Origin of the sequence: Enterococcus sp. DIV0755f (assembly GCF_051713725.1) — a bacterium.
GTDB lineage: Bacteria > Bacillota > Bacilli > Lactobacillales > Enterococcaceae > Enterococcus_D > Enterococcus_D casseliflavus.
Map to the genome: position 1 here is coordinate 257,368 of NZ_JBIOQL010000001.1, position 23,010 is coordinate 280,377.

At 42.7% G+C, this 23,010-nt stretch carries 35 protein-coding genes; 29 read left to right on the top strand and 6 right to left on the bottom strand.

All coding sequences use genetic code 11. The features are described 5' to 3' along the window. Positions 1 to 29: 29 nt before the first annotated feature. The 4 genes from IGI73_RS01175 to rpiA form a co-directional block, all read right to left on the bottom strand. Positions 30 to 677 (bottom strand): SGNH/GDSL hydrolase family protein, encoded by a 648-nt coding sequence (locus tag IGI73_RS01175; protein ID WP_428206930.1) that lies wholly within the window; start codon positions 675 to 677, stop codon positions 30 to 32. Between the two features lie 101 nt (positions 678 to 778). Further along, positions 779 to 1,465, bottom strand: coding sequence for a 2,3-diphosphoglycerate-dependent phosphoglycerate mutase (gene gpmA, locus IGI73_RS01180; protein WP_005226871.1), 687 nt, complete (start codon positions 1,463 to 1,465; stop codon positions 779 to 781). Positions 1,466 to 1,659: 194 nt separating this feature from the next. After that, complete coding sequence (locus IGI73_RS01185; RefSeq protein ID WP_005226873.1) at positions 1,660 to 2,241, bottom strand: recombinase family protein; 582 nt, start codon at positions 2,239 to 2,241, stop codon at positions 1,660 to 1,662. A 150-nt stretch (positions 2,242 to 2,391) separates the two neighbouring features. Beyond that, positions 2,392 to 3,066, bottom strand: coding sequence for a ribose-5-phosphate isomerase RpiA (gene rpiA, locus IGI73_RS01190; protein ID WP_428206928.1), 675 nt, complete (start codon positions 3,064 to 3,066; stop codon positions 2,392 to 2,394). 304 nt (positions 3,067 to 3,370) lie between these two features. Between rpiA and rpsL the strand changes: the two genes are divergently transcribed. From rpsL to tuf, 4 genes are all read left to right on the top strand, one after another. After that, complete coding sequence (gene rpsL, locus IGI73_RS01195; RefSeq protein ID WP_003127956.1) at positions 3,371 to 3,784, top strand: 30S ribosomal protein S12; 414 nt, start codon at positions 3,371 to 3,373, stop codon at positions 3,782 to 3,784. A 70-nt stretch (positions 3,785 to 3,854) separates the two neighbouring features. Further along, positions 3,855 to 4,325: a 30S ribosomal protein S7 gene (gene rpsG, locus IGI73_RS01200; RefSeq protein ID WP_003127957.1), complete on the top strand. Its 471-nt coding sequence runs from the start codon at positions 3,855 to 3,857 to the stop codon at positions 4,323 to 4,325. 80 nt (positions 4,326 to 4,405) lie between these two features. Next, on the top strand, positions 4,406 to 6,490 hold the full coding sequence (gene fusA, locus IGI73_RS01205) for an elongation factor G (protein ID WP_005226900.1): 2,085 nt from the start codon (positions 4,406 to 4,408) through the stop codon (positions 6,488 to 6,490). A gap of 148 nt (positions 6,491 to 6,638) precedes the next feature. After that, on the top strand, positions 6,639 to 7,826 hold the full coding sequence (tuf, locus tag IGI73_RS01210; RefSeq protein WP_005226902.1) for an elongation factor Tu: 1,188 nt from the start codon (positions 6,639 to 6,641) through the stop codon (positions 7,824 to 7,826). Positions 7,827 to 7,954: 128 nt separating this feature from the next. On the opposite strand, the gene IGI73_RS01215 is transcribed toward tuf, so the two are convergent. Together IGI73_RS01215 and IGI73_RS01220 are read right to left on the bottom strand one after the other, a co-directional pair. Further along, on the bottom strand, positions 7,955 to 8,680 hold the full coding sequence (locus IGI73_RS01215; protein ID WP_015508810.1) for a nitroreductase family protein: 726 nt from the start codon (positions 8,678 to 8,680) through the stop codon (positions 7,955 to 7,957). Then, entirely contained in the window at positions 8,664 to 10,109 is a 1,446-nt protein-coding gene (locus IGI73_RS01220) for a PLP-dependent aminotransferase family protein (RefSeq protein ID WP_428206926.1), read from the bottom strand. Before IGI73_RS01220 ends, IGI73_RS01215 begins: the two co-directional genes overlap by 17 nt. A gap of 107 nt (positions 10,110 to 10,216) precedes the next feature. On the opposite strand from IGI73_RS01220, the gene thiD reads away from it, so the two are divergent. The 25 genes from thiD to infA all read left to right on the top strand — a co-directional run bounded on the left by thiD (position 10,217) and on the right by infA (position 22,997). After that, positions 10,217 to 11,047, top strand: coding sequence for a bifunctional hydroxymethylpyrimidine kinase/phosphomethylpyrimidine kinase (gene thiD, locus IGI73_RS01225; protein WP_428206924.1), 831 nt, complete (start codon positions 10,217 to 10,219; stop codon positions 11,045 to 11,047). 340 nt (positions 11,048 to 11,387) lie between these two features. Then, complete coding sequence (rpsJ, locus tag IGI73_RS01230) at positions 11,388 to 11,696, top strand: 30S ribosomal protein S10 (RefSeq protein WP_003127966.1); 309 nt, start codon at positions 11,388 to 11,390, stop codon at positions 11,694 to 11,696. A 22-nt stretch (positions 11,697 to 11,718) separates the two neighbouring features. After that, the gene (gene rplC, locus IGI73_RS01235; RefSeq protein ID WP_003127967.1) at positions 11,719 to 12,348 is read left to right on the top strand and encodes a 50S ribosomal protein L3; all 630 of its coding nucleotides are present in this window, start codon (positions 11,719 to 11,721) and stop codon (positions 12,346 to 12,348) included. A 29-nt stretch (positions 12,349 to 12,377) separates the two neighbouring features. Further along, positions 12,378 to 13,001, top strand: a complete 624-nt coding sequence (rplD, locus tag IGI73_RS01240) for a 50S ribosomal protein L4 (protein ID WP_428206923.1) — start codon at positions 12,378 to 12,380, stop codon at positions 12,999 to 13,001. Continuing rightward, the gene (locus IGI73_RS01245) at positions 13,001 to 13,294 is read left to right on the top strand and encodes a 50S ribosomal protein L23 (RefSeq protein ID WP_005226911.1); all 294 of its coding nucleotides are present in this window, start codon (positions 13,001 to 13,003) and stop codon (positions 13,292 to 13,294) included. The genes rplD and IGI73_RS01245 overlap by 1 nt, the downstream gene beginning before the upstream one ends. A 39-nt stretch (positions 13,295 to 13,333) precedes the next feature. Next, complete coding sequence (gene rplB / locus IGI73_RS01250; RefSeq protein WP_005226912.1) at positions 13,334 to 14,167, top strand: 50S ribosomal protein L2; 834 nt, start codon at positions 13,334 to 13,336, stop codon at positions 14,165 to 14,167. Between the two features lie 42 nt (positions 14,168 to 14,209). Further along, a complete protein-coding gene (gene rpsS, locus IGI73_RS01255) occupies positions 14,210 to 14,488 on the top strand; it encodes a 30S ribosomal protein S19 (protein ID WP_005226914.1) in 279 nt (92 codons plus the stop codon). 23 nt (positions 14,489 to 14,511) lie between these two features. After that, positions 14,512 to 14,859 (top strand): 50S ribosomal protein L22, encoded by a 348-nt coding sequence (rplV, locus tag IGI73_RS01260; protein ID WP_003127973.1) that lies wholly within the window; start codon positions 14,512 to 14,514, stop codon positions 14,857 to 14,859. 13 nt (positions 14,860 to 14,872) lie between these two features. Next, positions 14,873 to 15,529, top strand: coding sequence for a 30S ribosomal protein S3 (gene rpsC / locus IGI73_RS01265; protein ID WP_005226916.1), 657 nt, complete (start codon positions 14,873 to 14,875; stop codon positions 15,527 to 15,529). Between the two features lie 2 nt (positions 15,530 to 15,531). Beyond that, on the top strand, positions 15,532 to 15,966 hold the full coding sequence (rplP, locus tag IGI73_RS01270) for a 50S ribosomal protein L16 (RefSeq protein ID WP_005226918.1): 435 nt from the start codon (positions 15,532 to 15,534) through the stop codon (positions 15,964 to 15,966). Further along, complete coding sequence (gene rpmC / locus IGI73_RS01275; RefSeq protein WP_002288664.1) at positions 15,956 to 16,144, top strand: 50S ribosomal protein L29; 189 nt, start codon at positions 15,956 to 15,958, stop codon at positions 16,142 to 16,144. Before rplP ends, rpmC begins: the two co-directional genes overlap by 11 nt. A gap of 24 nt (positions 16,145 to 16,168) precedes the next feature. Next, positions 16,169 to 16,435 carry a 30S ribosomal protein S17 gene (rpsQ, locus tag IGI73_RS01280; RefSeq protein ID WP_003128005.1) on the top strand — a complete coding sequence of 89 codons (267 nt, stop codon included), beginning with the start codon at positions 16,169 to 16,171 and terminating at the stop codon, positions 16,433 to 16,435. 60 nt (positions 16,436 to 16,495) lie between these two features. Then, entirely contained in the window at positions 16,496 to 16,864 is a 369-nt protein-coding gene (gene rplN, locus IGI73_RS01285; protein ID WP_003128006.1) for a 50S ribosomal protein L14, read from the top strand. 35 nt (positions 16,865 to 16,899) lie between these two features. Next, positions 16,900 to 17,211: a 50S ribosomal protein L24 gene (rplX, locus tag IGI73_RS01290; protein WP_003128007.1), complete on the top strand. Its 312-nt coding sequence runs from the start codon at positions 16,900 to 16,902 to the stop codon at positions 17,209 to 17,211. Positions 17,212 to 17,238: 27 nt separating this feature from the next. Continuing rightward, complete coding sequence (gene rplE, locus IGI73_RS01295; protein ID WP_005227088.1) at positions 17,239 to 17,778, top strand: 50S ribosomal protein L5; 540 nt, start codon at positions 17,239 to 17,241, stop codon at positions 17,776 to 17,778. A gap of 18 nt (positions 17,779 to 17,796) precedes the next feature. Then, on the top strand, positions 17,797 to 17,982 hold the full coding sequence (locus IGI73_RS01300) for a type Z 30S ribosomal protein S14 (protein ID WP_003128010.1): 186 nt from the start codon (positions 17,797 to 17,799) through the stop codon (positions 17,980 to 17,982). Between the two features lie 32 nt (positions 17,983 to 18,014). Further along, positions 18,015 to 18,413, top strand: coding sequence for a 30S ribosomal protein S8 (gene rpsH / locus IGI73_RS01305; protein ID WP_005227093.1), 399 nt, complete (start codon positions 18,015 to 18,017; stop codon positions 18,411 to 18,413). 31 nt (positions 18,414 to 18,444) lie between these two features. Beyond that, on the top strand, positions 18,445 to 18,981 hold the full coding sequence (rplF, locus tag IGI73_RS01310) for a 50S ribosomal protein L6 (protein ID WP_005227095.1): 537 nt from the start codon (positions 18,445 to 18,447) through the stop codon (positions 18,979 to 18,981). A gap of 57 nt (positions 18,982 to 19,038) precedes the next feature. Then, on the top strand, positions 19,039 to 19,395 hold the full coding sequence (gene rplR, locus IGI73_RS01315) for a 50S ribosomal protein L18 (RefSeq protein ID WP_005227097.1): 357 nt from the start codon (positions 19,039 to 19,041) through the stop codon (positions 19,393 to 19,395). A 20-nt stretch (positions 19,396 to 19,415) separates the two neighbouring features. After that, positions 19,416 to 19,916, top strand: coding sequence for a 30S ribosomal protein S5 (gene rpsE, locus IGI73_RS01320; protein WP_003128014.1), 501 nt, complete (start codon positions 19,416 to 19,418; stop codon positions 19,914 to 19,916). 13 nt (positions 19,917 to 19,929) lie between these two features. Next, positions 19,930 to 20,109, top strand: coding sequence for a 50S ribosomal protein L30 (rpmD, locus tag IGI73_RS01325; RefSeq protein ID WP_003128015.1), 180 nt, complete (start codon positions 19,930 to 19,932; stop codon positions 20,107 to 20,109). 40 nt (positions 20,110 to 20,149) lie between these two features. Beyond that, entirely contained in the window at positions 20,150 to 20,590 is a 441-nt protein-coding gene (gene rplO, locus IGI73_RS01330; protein ID WP_003128016.1) for a 50S ribosomal protein L15, read from the top strand. Continuing rightward, a complete protein-coding gene (gene secY / locus IGI73_RS01335; RefSeq protein ID WP_428206920.1) occupies positions 20,590 to 21,885 on the top strand; it encodes a preprotein translocase subunit SecY in 1,296 nt (431 codons plus the stop codon). Before rplO ends, secY begins: the two co-directional genes overlap by 1 nt. A gap of 60 nt (positions 21,886 to 21,945) precedes the next feature. Continuing rightward, entirely contained in the window at positions 21,946 to 22,590 is a 645-nt protein-coding gene (locus IGI73_RS01340; protein ID WP_005227100.1) for an adenylate kinase, read from the top strand. Positions 22,591 to 22,778: 188 nt separating this feature from the next. Further along, positions 22,779 to 22,997 carry a translation initiation factor IF-1 gene (infA, locus tag IGI73_RS01345; RefSeq protein WP_002288695.1) on the top strand — a complete coding sequence of 73 codons (219 nt, stop codon included), beginning with the start codon at positions 22,779 to 22,781 and terminating at the stop codon, positions 22,995 to 22,997. Positions 22,998 to 23,010: the final 13 nt, after the last annotated feature.

A 23,010-nucleotide genomic window follows, 5' to 3' on the forward strand; every position in this document is an offset into this window, starting at 1 on the left:
ACTTGGTTGTCGCGGAGCGGTCTGTTTATTTACCCTTCAGAAGAAAAAGCCAAACGGGCCATTAGCTGATTCGCAATCAAGGCGTGTCCAGCAGGAGTGGGGTGCACCCCGTCATCGCCTGTCAGTGCCTGCGGGGAGCTAGCAACGGCTGCTTCGGCAAACAAGCCATCCAGCGGCAGCAGCTGACAATGAAAGGCGGTAGCTAAGCGACGAACGATTTGGATTTTCGGATCAAGATCGATCCGCCAGGTTTGACGATCTTCAGGATATGGCAAAACAAAAGGTTCCAGCAAGAAAATACGCGTGATCCCCTGTTGGGTCACTTGTTCCAGAATTTGACGGTAGGTTGCCTCAAAGGACGTTGCGGCCTCTTCTGAACCAAAATCGGGACCACCGGCATTGTGCCACGTGTCGTTGATCCCAATCATAAAGACCAAGACGTCAGGCGCTAATTGAAGGCAATCTTCTTGGAGACGGGCTAAGACATCGGCAGCTTTATTGCCGCCGATCCCGCGGTTATAAAAGGTAAAGTCCGCAGTGGGGAATTTCTCTGCCAGCTGATCGGCAACGAGACGGGCAAACCCATGTCCTAAATCGTGGGGATCTTGGCGATCACGATCGCAATCTGTGATGCTGTCACCTAAAAATAAAACGGTATCATTTTTGACTAGTTTCATAATAAGCTCCTTTCGAGTACGCCCTCAATTATAAAAGAGGGGGGAGGAAATGCCAATAAAAAAACTGCCCTTTTTTAAAAAAGGGCAGCGATAAGCGAGGCTTATAAGTAGTATTTTTTCGCAACAGTCAAATCATCGTTCAATTCATAAACAAGTGGTTGACCAGTTGGGATCTCAAGATCCATGATATCTTCGTCAGAAATACCTTCGATATGTTTTGCTAATGCACGTAGAGAGTTTCCGTGAGCCGCAACTAAGACAGTTTTGTCGTCTTTTAATGCTGGGGCGATTTCATCTTGCCAGAAAGGCAATGCACGTTCTAAAGTAACTTTTAAGTTTTCTCCACCAGGTACGTCGCGAGGGTCAAGCATTGCATAACGACGGTCGTTTGCAGCAGAACCTTCATCTGAAGCTTCCATCAATGGAGGTAAAACATCGTAAGAACGACGCCAGATGTGTACTTGTTCGTCACCGTATTTTTCAGCAGTTTCTTTTTTATTTAAACCTTGTAATTTACCGTAATGACGTTCGTTTAAGCGCCATGATTTGATCGTTGGTACCCAAAGTTGATCAGAATATTCTAAAATGTAATTACAAGTTTTGATGGCACGAGTTAAAACAGATGTGTAAGCAACGTCAAATTCGATGCCTGCTTCTTTGATTTTACGTCCGCCTTCGATTGCTTCTTCGACACCTTCTGGCGCTAGATCAACATCAGCCCAACCGGTAAACTGGTTTAATTTGTTCCATTCGCTTAGTCCATGACGAGAAAATACTAATTTTGGCATGTAAAACTCTCCTTTAGATATTCGATATTTTTCTGAAATTTTCAATTCCGTATTTATTGTACACTCTTTCTCAAAGAATTTCCATGGTTTTGGAGGAAAAGCTGGGGGAAAACGCCATTCTTAAGGAAAAACAAAAGGGGATCATTAAAAAGAGGACCGCTTTTGTTTCATGCTGTTCTAGGGGGAGTCGACAACTATGAACGTAACTTGTTCCATTCTTCTTCGGATAATTTTATGTATTTATAGCATGTACCTACAGAAACACCGCATTTTTCAGAAATATATTGAATCGTTTCTTTTTTCTCGTAGTACAATTGACGGATTTTTTTGATCGTTTTCGGATCGATTTTTGGACGACCGCCAATTTTGCCTTTTTTGCGGGCTTTATTTAAGCCGACCAGCGTGCGCTCTTTGATGAGTGAGCGTTCCATGATCGCAAGTCCTTCCATTAAATTGAAGTAAACCTGTCCCATCGGACCGCGGGTATCGATTTGTTCTGCCAGTGAAACCAGATGAAGCTCTCGCTGTTTTAATAGATCAGTGAGATCGGTCAGCTGTCTGGTGGTTTTCCCTAAACGATGCAGTTCCGTAACGACTAAGGTGTCGCCGGGCTGCATTTGTGCCACCACTGACTCCAATGAATGATTTTCTTCACTTTCTTCCACGCTAAATGTCTCATGGAAAAATTCATGACACCCAAATTCTTCGAGCTTGTTTAATTGTTCACTTGTTGAGTTGTCGGTGATCGTTGAACGAGCATAGCCTATGATTTTCATAAACCCTCCTACCTTTCCCTTTTTATTGAATGTATCATAATTATTTCTTAAATGATAGGGTAATTTGCACAAAAAATAATAAAAATTAAGTCGATTGAAGAAAAATAACGAAAAAAAGAGAAGCGATATCGCTCCTCTTTTTTGTTTCCTTTATCTAACGTGCTTGGTACTCGGGCCTTCAGGCAATCCGACAATGATCGTGTGGACCATATCCAAAAACAGACCGTGTTCAACCACGCCCACTGTAGCATCTAATTCCTGTGCCAACTCAGTAGGGGCGGTGATCGTTTCTAGATGAAGATCGATGATGTAATTGCTACAATCGGTTTTTAACGGTTCGTCTTCTTCATTCAGACGCAGTTTTGGATGGTAGTTTTTCTTCTCGAACAGACGCAACAGCTGTTGGCTGCCGTAAGGGATCACTTCCACTGGCAACGGGAAGGCACCAAGTGTTTCGACCATTTTCGATTCATCAACGATCCACAAGACTTTTTTGGAGTTAGACGCCACAATTTTTTCGAATAAAAGGGCTGCACCGCCGCCTTTGATGCCATGATAATCCTGGCTGATCTCATCTGCACCGTCGATCGTAAGATCCACAGCGTCCACTTCATCGATGGTGCGAATCGGGATACCTAATCCTTCTGCTTGTTTTTTCGATGCCCAAGAAGTTGGGACACCCGTGATCGATAGACCTTCTTCTTTTACCCGTCGACCCAGTTCTTCAATCATGTAGTAGGCTGTTGAGCCAGTGCCCAAGCCAACCACCATGCCATCTTTTACATAACTAGCCGCTTCAATGCCGACCATTTCTTTTAGGTTCATTTTCTTCCCGCCTTTTTTAAATAAATGCTTTGTCTCTATTATATAGGAAGAAGCGTAAAATTTGCGGATTTTTTCGTAACAGATTTCTTTTGAAAAAAGCTTAGGGGGATACTTGACAGGTAAGAATAAGCATGATATTCTATCAAAGGTGCTTTATCTACAGGTCTCTCGTTGGAGACGTGCTGACTGTCTATCAAAGCATAGTTGATATGAATGCAGAGAATGCATTATTTTTTATCGCAAAAAAAGAACCACCTGGATGTGTGGGACTATAAAGCGAATCAAGGAAGGAGGACAACTAGGGATGCCTACAATTAATCAATTAGTACGTAAACCTCGTAAATCCAAGGTTGAAAAATCAAATTCACCAGCATTGAACAAAGGATATAACAGTTTCAAGAAAGCTCAAACGAATGTTAACTCACCTCAAAAGCGTGGGGTAGCTACTCGTGTGGGAACTATGACACCGAAAAAACCGAACTCAGCTCTACGTAAATATGCGCGTGTTCGTTTGTCAAACTTGATTGAAGTGACAGCTTATATTCCAGGTATCGGACACAACTTACAAGAACACAGCGTGGTCTTGTTACGTGGTGGACGTGTAAAAGACTTACCAGGGGTACGTTACCATATCGTTCGTGGTGCATTGGATACTGCCGGTGTTAACGATCGTAAACAATCTCGTTCTAAATATGGTACAAAACGTCCTAAAGCTTAATCTTTAAGACAAACAGATCAAATGAATCTTATTTAAATCAGAACTGATATCTCGGAAGGAGGAGTTACGGATGCCTCGTAAAGGTCCTGTTGCAAAACGTGATGTTTTACCAGATCCTATTTATAACTCAAAATTAGTAACTCGTTTGATCAACCGTGTAATGGTTGATGGTAAACGCGGTGTTGCTGCAAATATTATCTACAATGCTTTTGGCATTATCAAAGAATCTACAGGAAATGATCCATTGGAAGTTTTCGAACAAGCAATGAAAAACATTATGCCTGTATTGGAAGTTAAAGCTCGCCGTGTCGGTGGTTCTAACTATCAAGTACCAGTAGAAGTACGTCCTGAACGTCGTACAACTCTAGGTCTTCGTTGGGTGGTAAACTACGCTCGTTTGCGTGGCGAACACACAATGGAAGAACGTCTTGCAAAAGAAATCATGGATGCAGCGAACAACACTGGTGCTTCTGTGAAAAAACGCGAAGACACACACAAAATGGCGGAAGCCAACCGCGCATTTGCTCACTATCGTTGGTAAGATCCTCACTGCTTTTTATTGGAAGGTACTGAGACAACCTTAGCTTAAGTTAAGTAAGAATGAGAGGGGAACAACCTAGAATGGCAAGAGAATTTTCGCTAGAAAAAACTCGTAATATCGGGATCATGGCCCACGTTGACGCTGGTAAAACAACGACAACTGAACGTATCCTTTATTACACAGGTAAAATCCATAAAATTGGTGAAACACATGAAGGTGCTTCTCAAATGGACTGGATGGAACAAGAACAAGAACGTGGGATCACAATCACTTCTGCTGCGACAACTGCGCAATGGAAAGAAAACCGCGTAAATATCATCGACACACCAGGACACGTGGACTTCACAATCGAAGTGCAACGTTCATTGCGTGTACTTGATGGTGCTGTAACTGTGTTGGACTCACAATCAGGTGTAGAACCTCAAACAGAAACAGTTTGGCGTCAAGCGACAGATTACCGCGTACCGCGTGTTGTATTCTGTAACAAAATGGACAAAATTGGTGCAGACTTCTTATACTCTGTATCAACTTTACATGATCGTTTACAAGCAAATGCTCACCCAATCCAATTACCAATTGGTGCGGAAGATGACTTTACTGGTATTATCGACTTAGTAAAAATGAAAGCTGAAATCTACACAAATGACTTAGGAACTGAAATCCAAGAGACTGAAATTCCTGAAGAATACGTAGAATTAGCTGAAGAATGGCGCGAAAAATTAATCGAAGCTGTTGCTGATACTGATGAAGAACTAATGATGAAATTCTTGGAAGGTGAAGAAATCACTGAAGAAGAATTGAAAGCTGGTATTCGTCAAGCAACATTGACTGTTGACTTTTTCCCTGTTCTTTGCGGATCTGCCTTTAAAAACAAAGGGGTTCAATTGATGTTGGATGCAGTCATCGACTACTTGCCTTCACCACTTGATGTTCCTGCGATTAAAGGGATCAATCCTAAAACAGACGAAGAAACTGATCGTCCGGCTGACGATGAAGCACCATTTGCTTCATTAGCATTTAAAGTAATGACTGACCCATTCGTAGGCCGTTTGACATTCTTCCGTGTGTATTCAGGTATCTTGAACTCTGGATCATACGTATTGAATGCTTCAAAAGGCAAACGCGAACGTATCGGTCGTATCCTACAAATGCACGCCAACACTCGTGCTGAAATCCAAACAGTATACTCAGGCGATATCGCCGCTGCTGTTGGTTTGAAAGACACAACAACTGGGGATACACTATGTGATGAAAAATCACCAGTAATCCTTGAATCAATCGAATTCCCAGAACCAGTTATCGAAGTCGCTGTTGAGCCTAAATCAAAAGCTGACCAAGATAAAATGGGGGTTGCTTTACAAAAACTTGCTGAAGAAGATCCATCATTCCGTGTGGAAACAAACGCTGAAACAGGCGAAACTGTTATCGCTGGTATGGGAGAACTTCACTTGGACGTCTTAGTTGACCGTATGCGTCGCGAATTTAAAGTTGAAGCAAACGTAGGTGCGCCTCAAGTTTCTTATCGTGAAACATTCCGTGCAGCAACACAAGCGGAAGGTAAATTTGTACGTCAGTCTGGTGGTAAAGGTCAATACGGTCACGTATGGGTCGAATTTACACCAAACGAAGAAGGTAAAGGCTTCGAATTCGAAAACGCGATTGTCGGTGGTGTGGTTCCTCGTGAATACATCCCAGCAGTTGAAAAAGGACTTGAAGACTCAATGGCGAACGGTGTCTTAGCCGGTTACCCATTAGTAGACATCAAAGCAAAACTTTATGATGGTTCATACCATGATGTCGATTCAAGTGAAACTGCCTTCCGTGTTGCAGCTTCTATGGCTTTACGTGCTGCAGCGAAGAAAGCAAACCCAGTAATTCTTGAACCAATGATGAAAGTAGTTATCACTGTACCAGAAGATTACTTAGGTGATGTTATGGGCCACGTAACTGCTCGTCGTGGACGCGTAGAAGGAATGGAAGCACACGGTAACTCACAAATCGTGAACGCAATCGTGCCATTAGCTGAAATGTTCGGTTACGCAACAACACTTCGTTCATCAACACAAGGTCGCGGTACGTTCATGATGACATTTGATCACTATGAAGATGTACCTAAATCTGTTCAAGAAGAAATCATCAAGAAAAACGGCGGCAAAGCTGAATAATTGATGGAAGTATAGGAAATTAAGTAAAAAGCTATATTTTTTTCTGAGTTTCGTGTACAATATTATCGATGATAAGGGATGGGGAGCTGCGGCTCCCTACCTATCAAATATAAAAAATAAACTGCATTTTTAGGAGGAACATTTTAAAATGGCAAAAGAAAAATTTGACCGTTCTAAACCCCACGTAAACATTGGTACGATCGGACACGTTGACCATGGTAAAACTACACTTACAGCTGCTATCACAACTGTATTATCTAAAAAAGGTTTGGCTCAAGCTTCAGCTTACGACCAAATCGATGGCGCTCCAGAAGAACGCGAACGCGGAATCACTATCTCAACTGCTCACGTTGAGTACGAAACTGAAGCACGTCACTATGCTCACGTTGACTGCCCAGGACACGCGGACTACGTTAAAAACATGATCACTGGTGCTGCTCAAATGGACGGCGCGATCTTAGTAGTATCTGCTGCTGATGGTCCTATGCCTCAAACACGTGAACACATCTTGTTATCACGTAACGTTGGTGTACCATACATCGTTGTTTTCTTAAACAAAATGGATATGGTTGATGACGAAGAATTACTAGAATTAGTTGAAATGGAAGTTCGTGACTTATTGTCAGAATATGACTTCCCAGGCGACGATGTTCCTGTAATCGCTGGTTCTGCTTTGAAAGCTCTTGAAGGCGATGCTTCATACGAAGAAAAAATCATGGAATTAATGGCTGCAGTTGACGAATACGTTCCAACTCCAGAACGTGACACTGACAAACCGTTCATGATGCCAGTCGAAGACGTATTCTCAATCACTGGACGTGGTACTGTTGCTACAGGCCGTGTTGAACGTGGACAAGTTCGCGTTGGTGACGAAGTTGAAATCGTTGGTATTGCTGAAGAAACTGCTAAAACAACTGTAACTGGTGTTGAAATGTTCCGTAAATTGTTAGACTATGCTGAAGCAGGGGATAACATTGGTGCATTGCTACGTGGTGTTGCTCGTGAAGACATCCAACGTGGACAAGTATTGGCTAAAGCTGGTACAATCACACCTCATACAAAATTTAAAGCTGAAGTTTACGTTTTAACAAAAGAAGAAGGTGGACGTCACACACCATTCTTCACTAACTACCGTCCTCAGTTCTACTTCCGTACAACTGACGTAACTGGTGTTGTTGAATTACCAGAAGGAACTGAAATGGTTATGCCTGGTGATAACGTAACAATCGACGTTGAATTGATCCACCCAATCGCTATCGAAGACGGAACTCGTTTCTCAATTCGTGAAGGCGGACGTACTGTTGGTTCAGGCGTTGTAACTTCAATCCAAGCTTAATTTGATTGATCGAAGAGCAAAAGCGTACGCGCTTTTGCTCTTTTTTTGACTCTTGTAGAAAAAAAGCCGCTCTCTCTAGCGTGGATGAATCCGTTACGGTTCATCGAAGCTAAAGAGAGCGGTGCTTTTTATTTTATTAGATTTTGCTTCTTCAAGAAGGCGTCAAATCCTTGGTCAGGACGATTGCTGTAAAAGCCAGCGAATTTTTCTGACCATGGTTTGGTCTCGCGGGCTTCTCCAAAAGCAGTCATCGTTTGATCGTACGCTTCGATCGCCTCATAAGAATAGTCCTGATAATGGTTGTAATGAATGACCGCTTCTTCTGGCAAGCGAGGTTTGACCTTCATTTCTACGATTGGTTTACCGATGCTCAAGCCAGCCACAGGATAGACATATTCTGGTAAGTGCAACAATTCAGCGATTTTGGCGCTGTCTTTGCGGACACTGCCAGAAATGACGGTGCCTAAGCCTAGTGATTCAGCAGCGATCGCACCAGATTGCAAAGCGATGCTGGCATCAGTGGTGGCGATCAATAATGGCTGATAGCCCTCATCGATTGGATAGGGAGTCTGTTTTTCGTCAGCAACTTTTTTGGTTCGATTTAAATCAGCTAAAAATAGCAGAAAGAGTGAACTTGCTGCGATATGAGGATTGCCAGGATTCCATTCGACCATTTGTTGGCGGATCTGCGGGTCGTCGATCACTAAGATCGAATAGGCTTGCCCGTTCATCCAGCTAGGTGCTTGACGAGCCGCAGTCAAAATCGCGGTTACTTGCTCTTGGCTCAAGCGGTAGTCAGGGTCAAATTGTCGGTAAGTGCGGTGATTGTGCAAAAGCTCAATGGTTTCGTTCATAGGTTTGCTCCTTTAACTGTTGGGTGATTTTTGTGAATCGTTCTTGAAATAGCGGTAAATCATCTTTGGCTAAGCGGGTATAGTTCAAACGCAAGCCATTCGTATCGTTACTGAAAAGAAACGCGGGTGCTACTAAGCAATCGTTCGCCAAAAAGAGTGCCCAATCTTTGCGAGTCAATGTGCGGTGACGCCAAGTCAACCACAGGTAAAGACCACCTTTCGTCGGCTGCCATTGCCAATCCTCCTGAAATGCCTGCAAGAGTTGGAGTAAGTCTTGCTGACGCTGGGCCATTTCTTCAAGCAGTGTCCGCTGTTGCTGGTGGTAATCAAAGGAGCGTAAGGCGATGTTGGCAAGGACTTGCGGGAAGATCGTGGTATCGATCGCCATCCGTTTTTTCGCTTGGGCAAATTGGTCGGCTAACGCTTCTGGCACCAAAAGCCAGCCGATTTTGATGGATGATCCTAGTAATTTGGAAAGCGAGCCTAAATAAATGACGGTTTCGGGAGCCATGGATTTTAGCTTGGGCGGTACTTTCTCAAAAGCCAACTCGCTAAAAACATCGTCTTCTATGATCGGTACTTGATAGGTCTGGCAAAGGCGGATGATCGCTTGGCGCCGATGGTCACTCATAGTATGACCCGTTGGATTTTGGAAGGTGGGATTCAGATAAACAAATTTGATCTTCTTTTCCTTCAACACTTTTTCCAATGCCGCAGGCCGCATCCCTTCGCTATCTTGCTTGATCCCGATCAGCTGGACATTCATCGTGGAAAACAAGGGGAGAGAGAACAAGAAAGAAGGGTCCTCTGTCGCGATACAATCCCCCGCATGCAATAAGACTTGCATTAGCAAGGTGATTCCTTGTGTCGATCCAGCAGTGATCACTAGTTTTTGTCCGTTGGTGGGCAAATTGAAGGAATCAGCAAGGTGCTGCAATAAGATTTCTTGCAAAGGTTCATAACCCGTCGGTAATACTTTGGTGCTTTCTTTGCGAATCTCTTCCCAGGTAAAGGCAGGAAACGTGAAATCGGGGATCAGATCGGCAGGTAGATCACCTGTGTACAGATCCAGCACATCCTTCTCGGTGCGCAAATGCTGAATCTGTTGAACGTAAGGGTCTTGCTGCAGATAAGGGCTGCTTAAAGACGAGCGCAAATAAGAAAGCGGCGTTTGGCGGTTCCCCCAACGACCTTCCAATACACGAGAGCCGCTGCCTTGTTTTCGTTCGATCCATCCTAAGCTTTTCAATTCATCTAACGCTTTGACGACGGTGGAACGATTGACGCCAAAAGTCTGAGCAAGGCTGCGCTCTGGTGGCAAACGATCCCCAGGTCCATAGATTCCCGCTTGGATCTCTTCGATAAAATGAGTCACGATCTGCTGGTAAATCGGTTGTTTCTTCTGTTTGTCGATACTTGATGAAGCCATCCTGCACCACCTTTTTCAATTGGATGGTTTAAAAATAAGCCAAATGGCTCTTTTCGTCAAGGGGAAGATTGACTATACTTAGCAAAAAGCACAAGGAGATGAGGAAGATGGAAAAAGTCCTATCAATTGCTGGGTCGGATTCAACCGGAGGTGCCGGTATCGAAGCAGATTTAAAAACATTTCAGGAATATGGTGTCTTTGGTTTTGCCACGATCGCTTCGATCGTCACGATGGACCCACAAGCAGGTTGGAGCCATGAAGTAACGGCGATGGAAACAGCGCTTGTCGAAAAACAAATGATCTCTGCTTTTGCAGGTGATCCGATGGATGCTCTAAAAACGGGCATGTTAGGCAATGAAGACAATATTGTCCAAGCTGCGCAGATGATCCAACAGCAGCAAGTCAAAAATGTGGTGATCGATCCTGTCATTGCTTGCAAAGGGACTGCAGAAATCTTACAGCCAAAAAGCGTCGATGCCATCATCACGCATTTGTTGCCGTTAGCAGATGTTGTCACCCCCAATTTAGTAGAAGCGGGGATTCTTTCAGGTTTGGGTGATTTGACGAGTGTGGAGGCCATGAAGCAAGCTGCTGAAAAAATCCATGAATTAGGTGCTAAATACGTCGTGATCAAAGGGGGGCATCGCTTGCCAGGAGCAAAAGCCGTTGACCTCGTTTATGATGGGCAATCCTTCCTCTTGTTAGAAAGTGAAAAAATCGCTACCGATTTCAATCACGGGGCAGGCTGCACCTTTTCAGCAGCGATCGCTGCGGGTCTTGCAAAAGGCAAACCCATCGTGGAAAGCGTTCGGTTAGCGAAAGCCTTTGTCACAGCGGCAATCAAAGAAGGAGTGGTGATCAATCCTTATGTCGGTCATGTGTGGCATGGTGCCTATACCCAGGCCCAAGACCGTATGCAGGAGGAAGCGCCGCAATAGCAGGTTTTCTTCTATAATAAATAGGAAATGAAGAAGTGCTTAAAAGAAGCGGTCAACGCTTCTTTTTTTGTGTTACGAAACCAAAAGAAATTTTCTGAAAGAAATGCAAAAGAATCCCGGTTTTTCCATAAAAAAAGCTTGCAATCAATGTTTATCCGTAATATAATCATAAAGGTGCTGTTTACGTAAATACGTAAGTCACACTGGCAGCAAAGAAATTTTCTGCCGGCTACGAAACGAGAGGTTGCGACACGCCCGGACGCTTTGCCATGGACGAGCGTGACGGAAAATTTTCGTGGAGCTATGTCTACTTTTCAAAATAGGCGAAGGAGGGAAAACAATGGCAAAACAAAAAATTCGTATCCGTTTAAAAGCGTATGAACATCGTATTTTAGATCAATCAGCGGATAAAATCGTAGAAACTGCAAAGAGAACTGGAGCTGGCGTATCTGGTCCAATTCCATTACCAACTGAACGCAGCTTGTACACGATCATCCGTGCGACGCACAAATACAAAGATTCACGCGAACAATTCGAAATGCGTACACACAAACGTCTAATCGACATTGTGAATCCAACACCAAAAACTGTTGATGCTTTAATGAAGCTAGACTTGCCAAGCGGTGTTAATATCGAAATCAAACTATAATAATTAAGATGGAGGTGTAATCATGACCAAAGGAATCTTAGGGAAAAAAGTGGGAATGACTCAAATCTTCACTGAATCTGGCGAATTGATTCCAGTAACTGTAGTAGAAGCTACACCAAACGTAGTGCTACAAGTGAAAACAATCGAAAATGACGGCTACGAAGCAATTCAAGTCGGCTACCAAGATATGCGTGAAGTTTTGTCTAACAAACCTGCGAAAGGTCATGTTGCAAAAGCAAACACGGCTCCTAAGCGCTTCATTCGCGAATTCAAGAATGTAGAGCTAGAGGGCTTAGAAGTAGGATCAGAAATCAAAGTTGATATTTTTGAAGCAGGAGACATCATCGATGTAACCGGCACTTCGAAAGGTAAAGGATTCCAAGGCGTTATCAAACGTCACGGACAAAGCCGCGGACCAATGGCTCACGGTTCTCGTTACCACCGTCGTCCTGGATCAATGGGTCCAGTTGCACCTAACCGTGTATTCAAAAACAAACGTCTTGCTGGACGTATGGGCGGAAATCGCATCACGATCCAAAACTTGGAAATCGTACGCGTAGACGCAGAACGCAACGTTATCTTGATCAAAGGTAATGTACCTGGCGCGAAAAAATCATTGATTACAATCAAATCAGCTGTGAAAGCTAAATAAGTAGATAGGAAGAAAGGAGGAACTAAGGAATGCCGAATGTAGCATTATTCAAACAAGATGGAAGCCAAAATGGCGAAATTACATTGAACGAAGAAATCTTCGGAATCGAACCAAATGAATCAGTTGTCTATGATGCAATCATCATGCAACGCGCTTCATTAAGACAAGGAACACACGCTGTGAAAAACCGCAGTGCCGTTCGTGGCGGTGGCCGTAAACCATGGCGCCAAAAAGGAACTGGACGTGCCCGTCAAGGTTCAATCCGTTCACCACAATGGCGTGGAGGTGGCGTAGTCTTCGGACCAACACCACGTTCATACAGCTACAAACTTCCTAAAAAAGTTCGTCGCTTAGCAATGAAATCTGTATTGTCAGAAAAAGTTGCTTCAAATAACTTGGTAGCAGTAGAGGGATTAAGCTTTGATGCTCCAAAAACAAAAGAATTCAAACAAGTTTTAGCTAACTTGACAATTGACTCTAAAGTATTGGTAGTTTTAGAATCTGAAAACGACTTTGCCGCTTTATCTGCGCGCAACTTGCCAAAAGTTTCTGTAGTTACTGCTGATAACGTTAGTGTTTTAGACATCGTTTCTAACGACAAAATGTTAGTGACACAAACTGCTCTTACTCAGATCGAGGAGGTGCTTGCATAATGAACTTACTAGACGTTATTAAACGCCCAGTGATCACTGAAAAATCAATGCTTGCCATGGATGACAAGAAATACACTTTTGAAGTGGACACAAAAGCTAACAAAACTTTAGTAAAACAAGCTGTAGAAGCTGCCTTTGACGGAGTGAAAGTGGCAAACGTGAACATCATCAACGTTCGTCCGAAATTCAAACGCATGGGTAAATATGCAGGATATACAAAAAAACGTCGCAAAGCTGTTGTGACTTTAACTGAAGATTCTAAAGAAATCCAAATTTTCGAAGCTGCTGAATAAGCAACTCACGCATAAACTTTACATGGGAGGGAAAAAGACGTGGCGATTAAAAAGTACAAACCTACCACGAACGGCCGTCGTAATATGACAAGTTCTGATTTCGCTGAAATCACAACTTCAACACCAGAAAAAACATTGTTAGCTCCTTTGAAAAACAATGCTGGTCGTAACAACAACGGACGTATCACGGTTCGTCATCAAGGTGGCGGTCACAAACGTCAATACCGTTTGATCGATTTCAAACGTAACAAAGACAACGTCGTTGCTACGGTTAAAACGATTGAATATGATCCAAACCGTTCTGCTAACATTGCGTTAGTACATTACGAGGATGGAGTAAAAGCATACATCTTAGCACCTAAAGGATTAGAAGTTGGCATGACTGTCGTTTCTGGTCCAGATGCAGATATTAAAGTAGGGAATGCATTACCACTAGAAAACATTCCAGTCGGTACTGTTATCCACAACATCGAAATGAAACCTGGTAAAGGTGGACAATTGATTCGTTCAGCTGGAACAAGTGCTCAAGTACTTGGTAAAGAAGGCAAATACGTATTGATCCGCTTGAACTCTGGTGAAGTACGGATGATCTTAGCATCATGTCGTGCAACAATCGGTTCTGTTGGTAATGAACAACACGAATTGATCAACATCGGTAAAGCCGGTCGTTCTCGTTGGATGCGCAAACGCCCAACTGTACGTGGTAGCGTAATGAACCCTAATGATCACCCACACGGTGGTGGTGAAGGTAAAGCACCAATCGGACGTAAAGCACCAGTTTCTCCTTGGGGACAACCTGCACTTGGTTACAAAACACGTAACAAAAAAGCAAAATCAGACAAACTTATCGTTCGTCGTCGTAAAACTAAGTAATATACTTGACCGTGTGTCGCACATTTTGAGAGGAGGTACACCATGGGTCGTAGTTTGAAAAAAGGACCTTTTGTCGATGACCATTTGATGAAAAAGGTCGAAGCACAAGAAGGCGCTGAAAAGAAAAAAGTGATCAAAACTTGGTCACGTCGTTCTACAATTTTCCCTAATTTTATCGGATTTACAATTGCTGTGTATGATGGACGGAAACATGTACCAGTTTACATCCAAGAAGACATGGTAGGACACAAATTAGGTGAATTTGCACCAACAAGAACTTATCGCGGACATGCTGCCGATGATAAGAAAACAAGACGCTAATTTTGAGGGGAGGATATCCAAAAATGGCAGAACAAATCACATCAGCGAAAGCAACTGCTAAAACAGTCCGCGTTTCTCCTCGTAAATCTCGTCTAGTTATTGACTTAATCAGAGGGAAAAGCGTTGCTGAAGCAATCGCGATCTTAAAGTTCACACCAAACAAAGCAGCTGGAATCATCGAGAAAGTCTTGATGTCAGCTATTGCCAATGCAGAAAATAATTTTGACTTAGATGTTGAAAACTTGATTGTTTCTGAAGCATTCGTAAACGAAGGACCAACGATGAAACGTTTCCGTCCACGTGCGAAAGGTTCAGCTTCACCGATCAACAAACGTACAAGTCATATTACTGTAGTCGTATCAGAAAAATAAGGAGGGACAATCAGTGGGTCAAAAAGTACATCCAATTGGAATGCGTGTAGGCATCATCCGTGACTGGGATGCTAAATGGTATGCTGAAAAAGAGTATGCTGAATTTCTACATGAAGATTTGAAAATCCGTAAATTTATCGCATCTAAACTTGCTGATGCCGCTGTGTCTACAGTTGAGATCGAGCGTGCAGCAAACCGCGTGAATATTTCAATCCACACAGCTAAACCAGGTATGGTTATCGGTAAAGGCGGATCTGAAGTCGAAAACCTAAGAAAAGAATTAAATAGCCTAACTGGCAAACGAGTTCACATCAACATCGTTGAAATCAAAAAACCAGATTTAGATGCTAAATTAGTAGGCGAAGGAATCGCACGTCAATTAGAAAACCGTGTTGCTTTCCGTCGTGCTCAAAAACAAGCGATCCAACGCACAATGCGTTCTGGCGCTAAAGGAATCAAAACACAAGTTTCTGGCCGTCTAAATGGTGCAGATATCGCTCGTTCAGAAGGTTACTCAGAAGGAACCGTTCCACTTCATACATTACGTGCGGACATTGATTACGCATGGGAAGAAGCAGATACAACATACGGAAAACTAGGAGTTAAAGTGTGGATTTATCGTGGAGAAGTTCTTCCAACTAAAAAGAACACTGAGAAAGGAGGGAAATAAACATGTTAGTACCTAAACGTGTAAAACACCGTCGTGAGTTCCGCGGAAAAATGCGTGGCGAAGCGAAAGGCGGAAAAGAAGTAGCATTCGGTGAATACGGCTTACAAGCTGTTGAATCACACTGGATCACAAACCGTCAAATCGAAGCTGCCCGTATCGCAATGACTCGTTATATGAAACGTGGCGGGAAAGTATGGATCAAAATTTTCCCTCACAAATCTTATACTGCCAAAGCTATCGGGGTACGTATGGGTTCTGGTAAAGGGGCTCCTGAAGGATGGGTATCACCAGTTAAACGTGGTAAAATCATGTTTGAAATTGCCGGTGTACCTGAAGAAGTTGCGCGCGAAGCGCTACGTCTTGCTTCTCACAAATTACCAGTGAAAACGAAGATCGTAAAACGTGAGGAAATGGGTGGTGAATCGAATGAAGGTTAAAGAAATCAGAGAATTAACCACTGCCGAAATGCTAGATCAAGAAAAACAATTGAAAGAAGAATTGTTCAATCTTAGATTCCAATTAGCAACAGGTCAATTAGAAAACACTGCACGTATCAAAGAAGTACGTAAATCGATTGCACGCATTAAAACAGTATTGCGTGAACAAGCTAAGTAATAGTGGAAGGAGGCCATTTAGCGTATGACTGAAGAAAGAAATCAACGCAAAGTTTACCAAGGTCGCGTGGTATCAGACAAAATGGATAAAACTATCACTGTTGTCGTTGAAACAAAGAAAAACCACCCTATCTACGGCAAACGTCTGAACTATTCTAAGAAATACAAAGCACACGATGAAAACAACGAAGCAAAAGTTGGCGATATCGTGAAAATTATGGAAACTCGTCCATTATCAGCTACGAAACGTTTCCGTCTAGTAGAGATTGTTGAAAAGGCAGTGATTATCTAATCACACGAGATTTTCCTATATAGATTGTGAATTGCAAAATCTGAAAGGAGGATACACATCGTGATCCAAGCAGAAAGCCGATTAAGAGTGGCGGACAACTCAGGTGCCCGTGAAATTCTAACGATCAAAGTCCTTGGCGGATCTGGTCGTAAAACTGCCAATATTGGTGACGTGATTGTTGCTACGGTTAAACAAGCAACGCCAGGTGGGGTTGTCAAAAAAGGTGACGTCGTTAAAGCCGTTATCGTTCGTACTAAATCAGGAGCTCGTCGTACAGACGGTTCATACATCAAATTCGATGAAAATGCTGCGGTTATTATCCGTGACGATAAGAGCCCTCGTGGAACTCGTATCTTTGGCCCAGTTGCCCGCGAATTGCGTGAAGGCAACTTTATGAAGATCGTTTCCCTAGCACCAGAAGTATTGTAATAGTGATTCTTATCTAAAGGAGGTGCGAAACAAACATGTTTGTTAAAAAAGGCGATAAAGTTAAAGTTATCACTGGTAAAGACAAAAACAAAGAAGGCGTTGTGCTAGCAGCGTTTCCTAAAAAAGACAAAGTCGTTGTTGAAGGTGTCAATGTTGTCAAAAAACACCAAAAACCTTCTCAAACTGCTCCTCAAGGCGGAATCGTTGAAATGGAAGCACCAATTCATGTTTCTAACGTGATGGTGGTTGATCCATCGAACGGTGAAGCTACGCGTGTCGGTTACAAAGAAGTTGACGGCAAAAAAGTCCGCGTTTCTAAGAAAACCGGAGAAGTTCTTGATAAATAATCTGATGAAGGAAGGAGGGGCTAACAGATGAACCGCCTTAAAGAAAAATATTCAAAAGAAGTTGTCCCATCATTAATGGACAAATTTAACTACAGCTCAATCATGGAAGCACCAAAAGTTGATAAAATCGTTATCAACATGGGTGTCGGTGACGCTGTTTCTAATGCTAAAAACTTAGACAAAGCTGTTGAAGAATTACAATTGATCTCAGGTCAAAAACCATTGATCACAAAAGCGAAAAAATCTATCGCAGGATTCCGTTTACGTGAAGGAATGCCAATCGGTGCGAAAGTAACACTACGCGGCGAAAGAATGTATGAATTCTTAGATAAACTAGTAAGTGTGTCATTGCCACGTGTCCGTGACTTCCACGGTGTGAGCAAAAAAGCGTTCGACGGACGCGGAAACTACACTTTAGGTATCAAAGAACAATTGATTTTCCCTGAAGTAGATTATGATTTGATCGACAAAGTACGTGGTATGGATATCGTGATTGTAACAACAGCAAACACAGATGAAGAATCTCGTGAATTGTTGACACAATTAGGCATGCCATTCCAAAAATAAAAAAAGGAGGCGAACTACGTGGCTAAAAAATCAATGATTGCTAAAAACAAACGCCCTGCTAAATTCTCAACGCAAGAATACACTCGTTGTGAACGTTGCGGACGTCCACATTCAGTTTATCGTAAATTTCATCTTTGCCGTATTTGCTTCCGCGAACTTGCCTATAAAGGACAAATTCCCGGCGTGAAGAAAGCTAGCTGGTAAACTATACTCGCATAAAGGAGGTAAATTATCCCATGGTCATGACAGATCCAATTGCAGATTTTCTAACGCGCGTGCGTAACGCAAACATGGTTAAACACGAAAGCCTAGAAGTACCTGCTTCAAAAATCAAACGTGATATCGCTGAAATCTTGAAACGTGAAGGTTTCGTCCGCGATGTTGAATACATTGAAGATGACAAACAAGGCGTGATCCGCGTATTTCTTAAATACGGTAAAAACGGTGAACGTGTTATCACAAACTTAAAACGTATCTCTAAACCAGGCTTGCGTGCTTATGTCAAAGCTGACGAAGTACCAAAAGTATTGAATGGTCTAGGAATCGCGATTATCTCAACTTCTGACGGTGTAATCACTGACAAAGAAGCTAGAGCAAAAAATGTTGGCGGCGAAGTAGTCGCTTATGTATGGTAATTTAAAATATTCCACAAGGAGGTGCCTCTAAGTGAGTCGTATCGGTAATAAGATCGTCGTTCTTCCTGCTGGTGTTGAAATCAAGCAAAACGGAAACGACATTACAGTTAAAGGACCTAAAGGTGAATTAACACGTACTTTCTCTTCTGATATCACAATGAATATCGAAGGAAACGAAGTAACATTCACTCGTCCAAATGATAGTAAAGAAATGAAAACTATCCACGGAACTACCCGTGCAAACTTCAACAACATGGTTGTTGGTGTTTCTGAAGGTTTCCAAAAAGCGTTAGAATTAATCGGGGTTGGGTACCGTGCTCAATTACAAGGGAAAAAACTTGTATTGAACGTTGGTTACTCTCATCCAGTTGAAATCGAAGCGCCAGCTGGAATCGAAATCGAAGTTCCTTCAAACACTTCTGTGATCGTTAAAGGATCAGATAAAGAAGTCGTTGGCGAATTGGCTGCCAATATCCGTGGCGTTCGTCCTCCAGAACCTTATAAAGGCAAAGGAATTCGTTATGTTGGCGAATTTGTACGCCGTAAAGAAGGTAAAACTGGTAAATAGTCGTAATTCTTTACGACTAGCAGCTTAGGCTAGCAAAATTAAAAGAGGTGACAAATTGTGATTACAAAACCAGATAAAAACAAGACACGTCAGAAAAGACATCGTCGTGTACGTAACAAAATCTCTGGTACTGCTGAGTGCCCACGCTTAAACGTGTTCCGTTCGAACAAAAACATCTACGCACAAGTAATTGATGACGTAGCGGGTGTGACGCTAGCAAGTGCCTCTGCCTTAGACAAAGAAGTTTCAGGTGCAACAAAAACTGAACAAGCACAAGCTGTCGGTAAATTAGTCGCAGAACGTGCAGCAGCAAAAGGTATTAAAGTAGTAGTCTTTGACCGTGGTGGATACCTTTACCATGGCCGTGTAGCAGCTTTAGCTGAAGCAGCTCGCGAAAATGGACTGGAATTTTAAGAGAAGGAGGAACACCATTCATGGTTTATATTGATCCAAAACATTTGGAATTAGAAGACCGCGTTGTTGCGATCAACCGTGTAACTAAAGTTGTTAAAGGTGGACGTCGTCTACGTTTTGCTGCATTAGTTGTTGTCGGTGACAAAAACGGACACGTAGGTTTCGGTACTGGTAAAGCACAAGAAGTACCAGAAGCAATCCGTAAAGCAATCGAAGACGCGAAGAAAAACTTGGTGGAAGTACCAATGGTTGGTTCTACAATCCCTCACGAAGTTATCGGTGTATTCGGCGGCGGACGCATCCTTATGAAACCTGCTGTAGAAGGTTCTGGGGTAGCTGCTGGTGGACCAGTTCGTGCCGTATTGGAATTAGCTGGGGTAGCTGATATCACATCTAAATCTTTAGGTTCTAACACACCAATCAACGTTGTTCGCGCAACAGTTGAAGGTTTAAAACAATTAAAACGCGCTGAAGAAGTGGCAGCACTTCGCGGCAAATCAGTAGAAGAATTAATCGGTTAAGGAGGACACTATAATGGCTGAATTGAAAATTACTTTAAAACGCAGTATTATCGGACGTCCCCAAAACCAACGTGATACTGTAAAAGCGTTAGGTCTTACAAAGTTGAATTCAACAGTTGTAAAACCTGCTAATGATGCAATCAAAGGCATGGTTAACACTGTTTCTCACTTAGTGGACGTTGAAGAGGTCTAAGGATCAGCAGATCTAGTTTGATTAAGGAGGTGCCAAACCTATGAAACTTCATGAATTAAAACCATCAGAAGGCTCACGCCAAGTACGTAACCGTGTCGGTCGAGGAACTTCATCTGGTAACGGTAAAACAGCTGGACGTGGACAAAAAGGTCAAAAAGCTCGTTCAGGCGGCGGAGTACGTCTAGGATTCGAAGGTGGACAAACACCATTGTTCCGTCGTTTACCAAAACGTGGCTTTACAAATGTGAACCGCAAAGAATATGCAGTCATCAATCTTGATGTCTTGAACCGCTTTGAAGACGGTGCTGAAGTAACACCTGTTGCTTTACACGAAGCTGGAATCGTCAAAGACGAAAAAGCTGGAATCAAAGTATTAGCTAACGGAGAATTAACGAAGAAATTGACTGTGAAAGCAGCTAAATTCTCAAAAGCAGCTGAAGAAGCAATCGTTGCTGCTGGTGGATCAATCGAGGTGATCTAATGATCAGACTATTGAAGGATGCCTTTAAGGTTAAGGATATTAGATCCAGAATGTTGTTCACCGTCTTAATCTTGTTTGTCTTTCGTCTGGGAACACATATTACTGTGCCAGGCGTAGACGCAAGTCGCCTAAATACCATCGCGGATCTACCATTTTTAAACATGTTAAACTTGGTAAGTGGTGGCGCCATGCAACAATTTTCGATTTTCTCGATGGGGGTTTCGCCTTACATCACTGCCTCAATTGTTATTCAGTTGTTGCAGATGGATATCGTCCCTAAATTTGTTGAATGGTCGAAGCAAGGTGAAGTGGGTCGTAAGAAACTAAATCAGGCAACACGTTACTTGACGTTGGTATTGGGCTTTGTCCAATCCATGACATTAACGGCTGGATTTAACTATTACACTCAACTCGGGTTTGTAAACAATCCTAATATGGCAACCTATATCGTGATCGGTCTGATTTTAACAGCCGGAACGATGTTAGTCACTTGGTTAGGAGAGCAGATCACCGAGCGTGGTATCGGAAACGGTGTGTCAATGATCATCTTTGCAGGGATCATTTCACGCTTACCAGCAAGCATCAAAGAATTGATTGAAGATTACTTCATTAACGTGGATCAATCGGATATCTGGCTAAATGCTATCTTTATGGCGCTGCTTGTGATCGCTGTGTTGATCGTCATTACTTTAGTAACGTATGTTCAACAAGCAGAACGCAAGATTCCGATCCAATATACAAAACGGGTAGCAGGAGCGCCTACCAGCAGTTACCTTCCTTTGAAAGTAAATGCTGCCGGGGTTATCCCAGTTATCTTTGCCAGTTCTTTTATTACAACACCAAATGCGATCATTCAAGCATTAGGTAGTTCATATAGAGGAGAAACTTGGTACGAAGTGGTGCAAACGATCTTTAGTTACAACACTGTACCGGGTGCGATCATCTATACTGTCTTGATCGTTGCGTTTACTTTCTTCTACGCATTTGTTCAAGTGAACCCTGAGAAATTAGCGGAAAACTTGCAAAAACAAGGAAGTTACATTCCGAGTGTGCGTCCTGGTAAAGGAACCGAAGAATATGTATCACGTTTGTTGATGCGATTAAGCACGGTTGGATCGATCTTTTTAGGATTGGTTGCTTTACTTCCAATCATCGCTCAGATGGCTTGGAATCTACCGCAATCGATCGGTCTAGGTGGAACGAGTCTATTGATCATTATCGGTGTGGCACTTGATACTGCCAAGCAGTTAGAAGGGCTTATGCTGAAACGGAAATATACTGGTTTCATCAATTAAAGTTATTGAAGTGTTGAGGATTTCCTCAACACTATTCAAAAACTTACAGGAGGAATTAGAATGAACTTCATTTTAATGGGATTACCTGGTGCTGGAAAAGGTACTCAGGCAGAACGTATCGTTGCTGAATACGGTCTTCCTCATATTTCAACAGGCGATATGTTTCGGGCTGCGATGGCGAACGAAACAGAACTAGGCCTTAAAGCAAAATCATACATGGATCAAGGCGCATTAGTTCCTGATGAGGTTACAAATGGGATCGTTAAAGAACGTTTAGCTGAACCTGATACCGAGAAAGGTTTCTTATTAGATGGTTTTCCTCGTACATTGGATCAAGCAAAAGCGTTAGATGAGATGCTAGCTGACCTTAACAAAAAACTTGATGCCGTTATTGATATTCATGTTCCTGAAGAAGTTCTTGTAGAACGTTTAGCCGGCCGCTTCATGTGCCGCAATTGTGGGGCAACTTATCATAAATTGTTCAATCCTCCAAAAGAGGAAGGAACATGTGATCGTTGTGGAAGTCATGACTTCTACCAACGTGAAGATGATAAGCCTGAGACGGTCAAAAATCGTCTAGCTGTCAATATCAAAAGCAGTGAACCAATTTTGACTTATTACAAAGACAAAGGGTTATTGCAATCGATTGATGGGGATCGCGACATCGACGCTGTATTCGAAGATGTTCAAAAGATCATTGACTAATCATAGATTGCCCGAGTCCAACTTGCAGCTTAAAACTTTCTCTTGAAATCTTTGACAGGATATGATAGAATATGTCAGTCCGACTTCTACTTTTTATTAAGTAGGAGCATAGTTTGAGAATATCAGGTGGGAACCGAGTTTCCGCCATTTTATCGTGTGAAAATCACAAGTACAAGGAGGTACTGTGCGTGGCAAAAGAAGATATGATTGAAGTCGAAGGTACAGTCGTCGAAACTTTGCCGAATGCAATGTTTAAAGTAGAATTGGAAAACGGACACCAAGTTCTAGCGACCGTTTCTGGTAAGATCCGGATGCACTACATTCGTATTTTACCTGGAGACAAAGTGACGGTGGAATTATCCCCGTATGATCTGAACCGTGGCCGCATTACTTATCGCTTTAAATAATTGTACTCCGTAA

Coding starts and splice junctions, on each gene's coding strand:
- IGI73_RS01175 (WP_428206930.1), bottom strand. CDS start 677: ATGAAACTAGTCAAAAATGATACCGTTTTATTTTTAGGTGACAGCATC.
- rplP (WP_005226918.1), top strand. CDS start 15,532: ATGTTAGTACCTAAACGTGTAAAACACCGTCGTGAGTTCCGCGGAAAA.
- rpsH (WP_005227093.1), top strand. CDS start 18,015: ATGGTCATGACAGATCCAATTGCAGATTTTCTAACGCGCGTGCGTAAC.
- fusA (WP_005226900.1), top strand. CDS start 4,406: ATGGCAAGAGAATTTTCGCTAGAAAAAACTCGTAATATCGGGATCATG.
- IGI73_RS01245 (WP_005226911.1), top strand. CDS start 13,001: ATGAACTTACTAGACGTTATTAAACGCCCAGTGATCACTGAAAAATCA.
- rplE (WP_005227088.1), top strand. CDS start 17,239: ATGAACCGCCTTAAAGAAAAATATTCAAAAGAAGTTGTCCCATCATTA.
- thiD (WP_428206924.1), top strand. CDS start 10,217: ATGGAAAAAGTCCTATCAATTGCTGGGTCGGATTCAACCGGAGGTGCC.
- rplO (WP_003128016.1), top strand. CDS start 20,150: ATGAAACTTCATGAATTAAAACCATCAGAAGGCTCACGCCAAGTACGT.
- rplC (WP_003127967.1), top strand. CDS start 11,719: ATGACCAAAGGAATCTTAGGGAAAAAAGTGGGAATGACTCAAATCTTC.
- secY (WP_428206920.1), top strand. CDS start 20,590: ATGATCAGACTATTGAAGGATGCCTTTAAGGTTAAGGATATTAGATCC.
- rpsE (WP_003128014.1), top strand. CDS start 19,416: ATGGTTTATATTGATCCAAAACATTTGGAATTAGAAGACCGCGTTGTT.
- rplX (WP_003128007.1), top strand. CDS start 16,900: ATGTTTGTTAAAAAAGGCGATAAAGTTAAAGTTATCACTGGTAAAGAC.
- IGI73_RS01220 (WP_428206926.1), bottom strand. CDS start 10,109: ATGGCTTCATCAAGTATCGACAAACAGAAGAAACAACCGATTTACCAG.
- IGI73_RS01340 (WP_005227100.1), top strand. CDS start 21,946: ATGAACTTCATTTTAATGGGATTACCTGGTGCTGGAAAAGGTACTCAG.
- rpiA (WP_428206928.1), bottom strand. CDS start 3,066: ATGAACCTAAAAGAAATGGTCGGCATTGAAGCGGCTAGTTATGTAAAA.
- gpmA (WP_005226871.1), bottom strand. CDS start 1,465: ATGCCAAAATTAGTATTTTCTCGTCATGGACTAAGCGAATGGAACAAA.
- rpsQ (WP_003128005.1), top strand. CDS start 16,169: ATGACTGAAGAAAGAAATCAACGCAAAGTTTACCAAGGTCGCGTGGTA.
- rpsJ (WP_003127966.1), top strand. CDS start 11,388: ATGGCAAAACAAAAAATTCGTATCCGTTTAAAAGCGTATGAACATCGT.
- rpsL (WP_003127956.1), top strand. CDS start 3,371: ATGCCTACAATTAATCAATTAGTACGTAAACCTCGTAAATCCAAGGTT.
- rpsS (WP_005226914.1), top strand. CDS start 14,210: ATGGGTCGTAGTTTGAAAAAAGGACCTTTTGTCGATGACCATTTGATG.
- rpmD (WP_003128015.1), top strand. CDS start 19,930: ATGGCTGAATTGAAAATTACTTTAAAACGCAGTATTATCGGACGTCCC.
- rpmC (WP_002288664.1), top strand. CDS start 15,956: ATGAAGGTTAAAGAAATCAGAGAATTAACCACTGCCGAAATGCTAGAT.
- tuf (WP_005226902.1), top strand. CDS start 6,639: ATGGCAAAAGAAAAATTTGACCGTTCTAAACCCCACGTAAACATTGGT.
- rplV (WP_003127973.1), top strand. CDS start 14,512: ATGGCAGAACAAATCACATCAGCGAAAGCAACTGCTAAAACAGTCCGC.
- rplD (WP_428206923.1), top strand. CDS start 12,378: ATGCCGAATGTAGCATTATTCAAACAAGATGGAAGCCAAAATGGCGAA.
- IGI73_RS01215 (WP_015508810.1), bottom strand. CDS start 8,680: ATGAACGAAACCATTGAGCTTTTGCACAATCACCGCACTTACCGACAA.
- rpsG (WP_003127957.1), top strand. CDS start 3,855: ATGCCTCGTAAAGGTCCTGTTGCAAAACGTGATGTTTTACCAGATCCT.
- IGI73_RS01185 (WP_005226873.1), bottom strand. CDS start 2,241: ATGAAAATCATAGGCTATGCTCGTTCAACGATCACCGACAACTCAACA.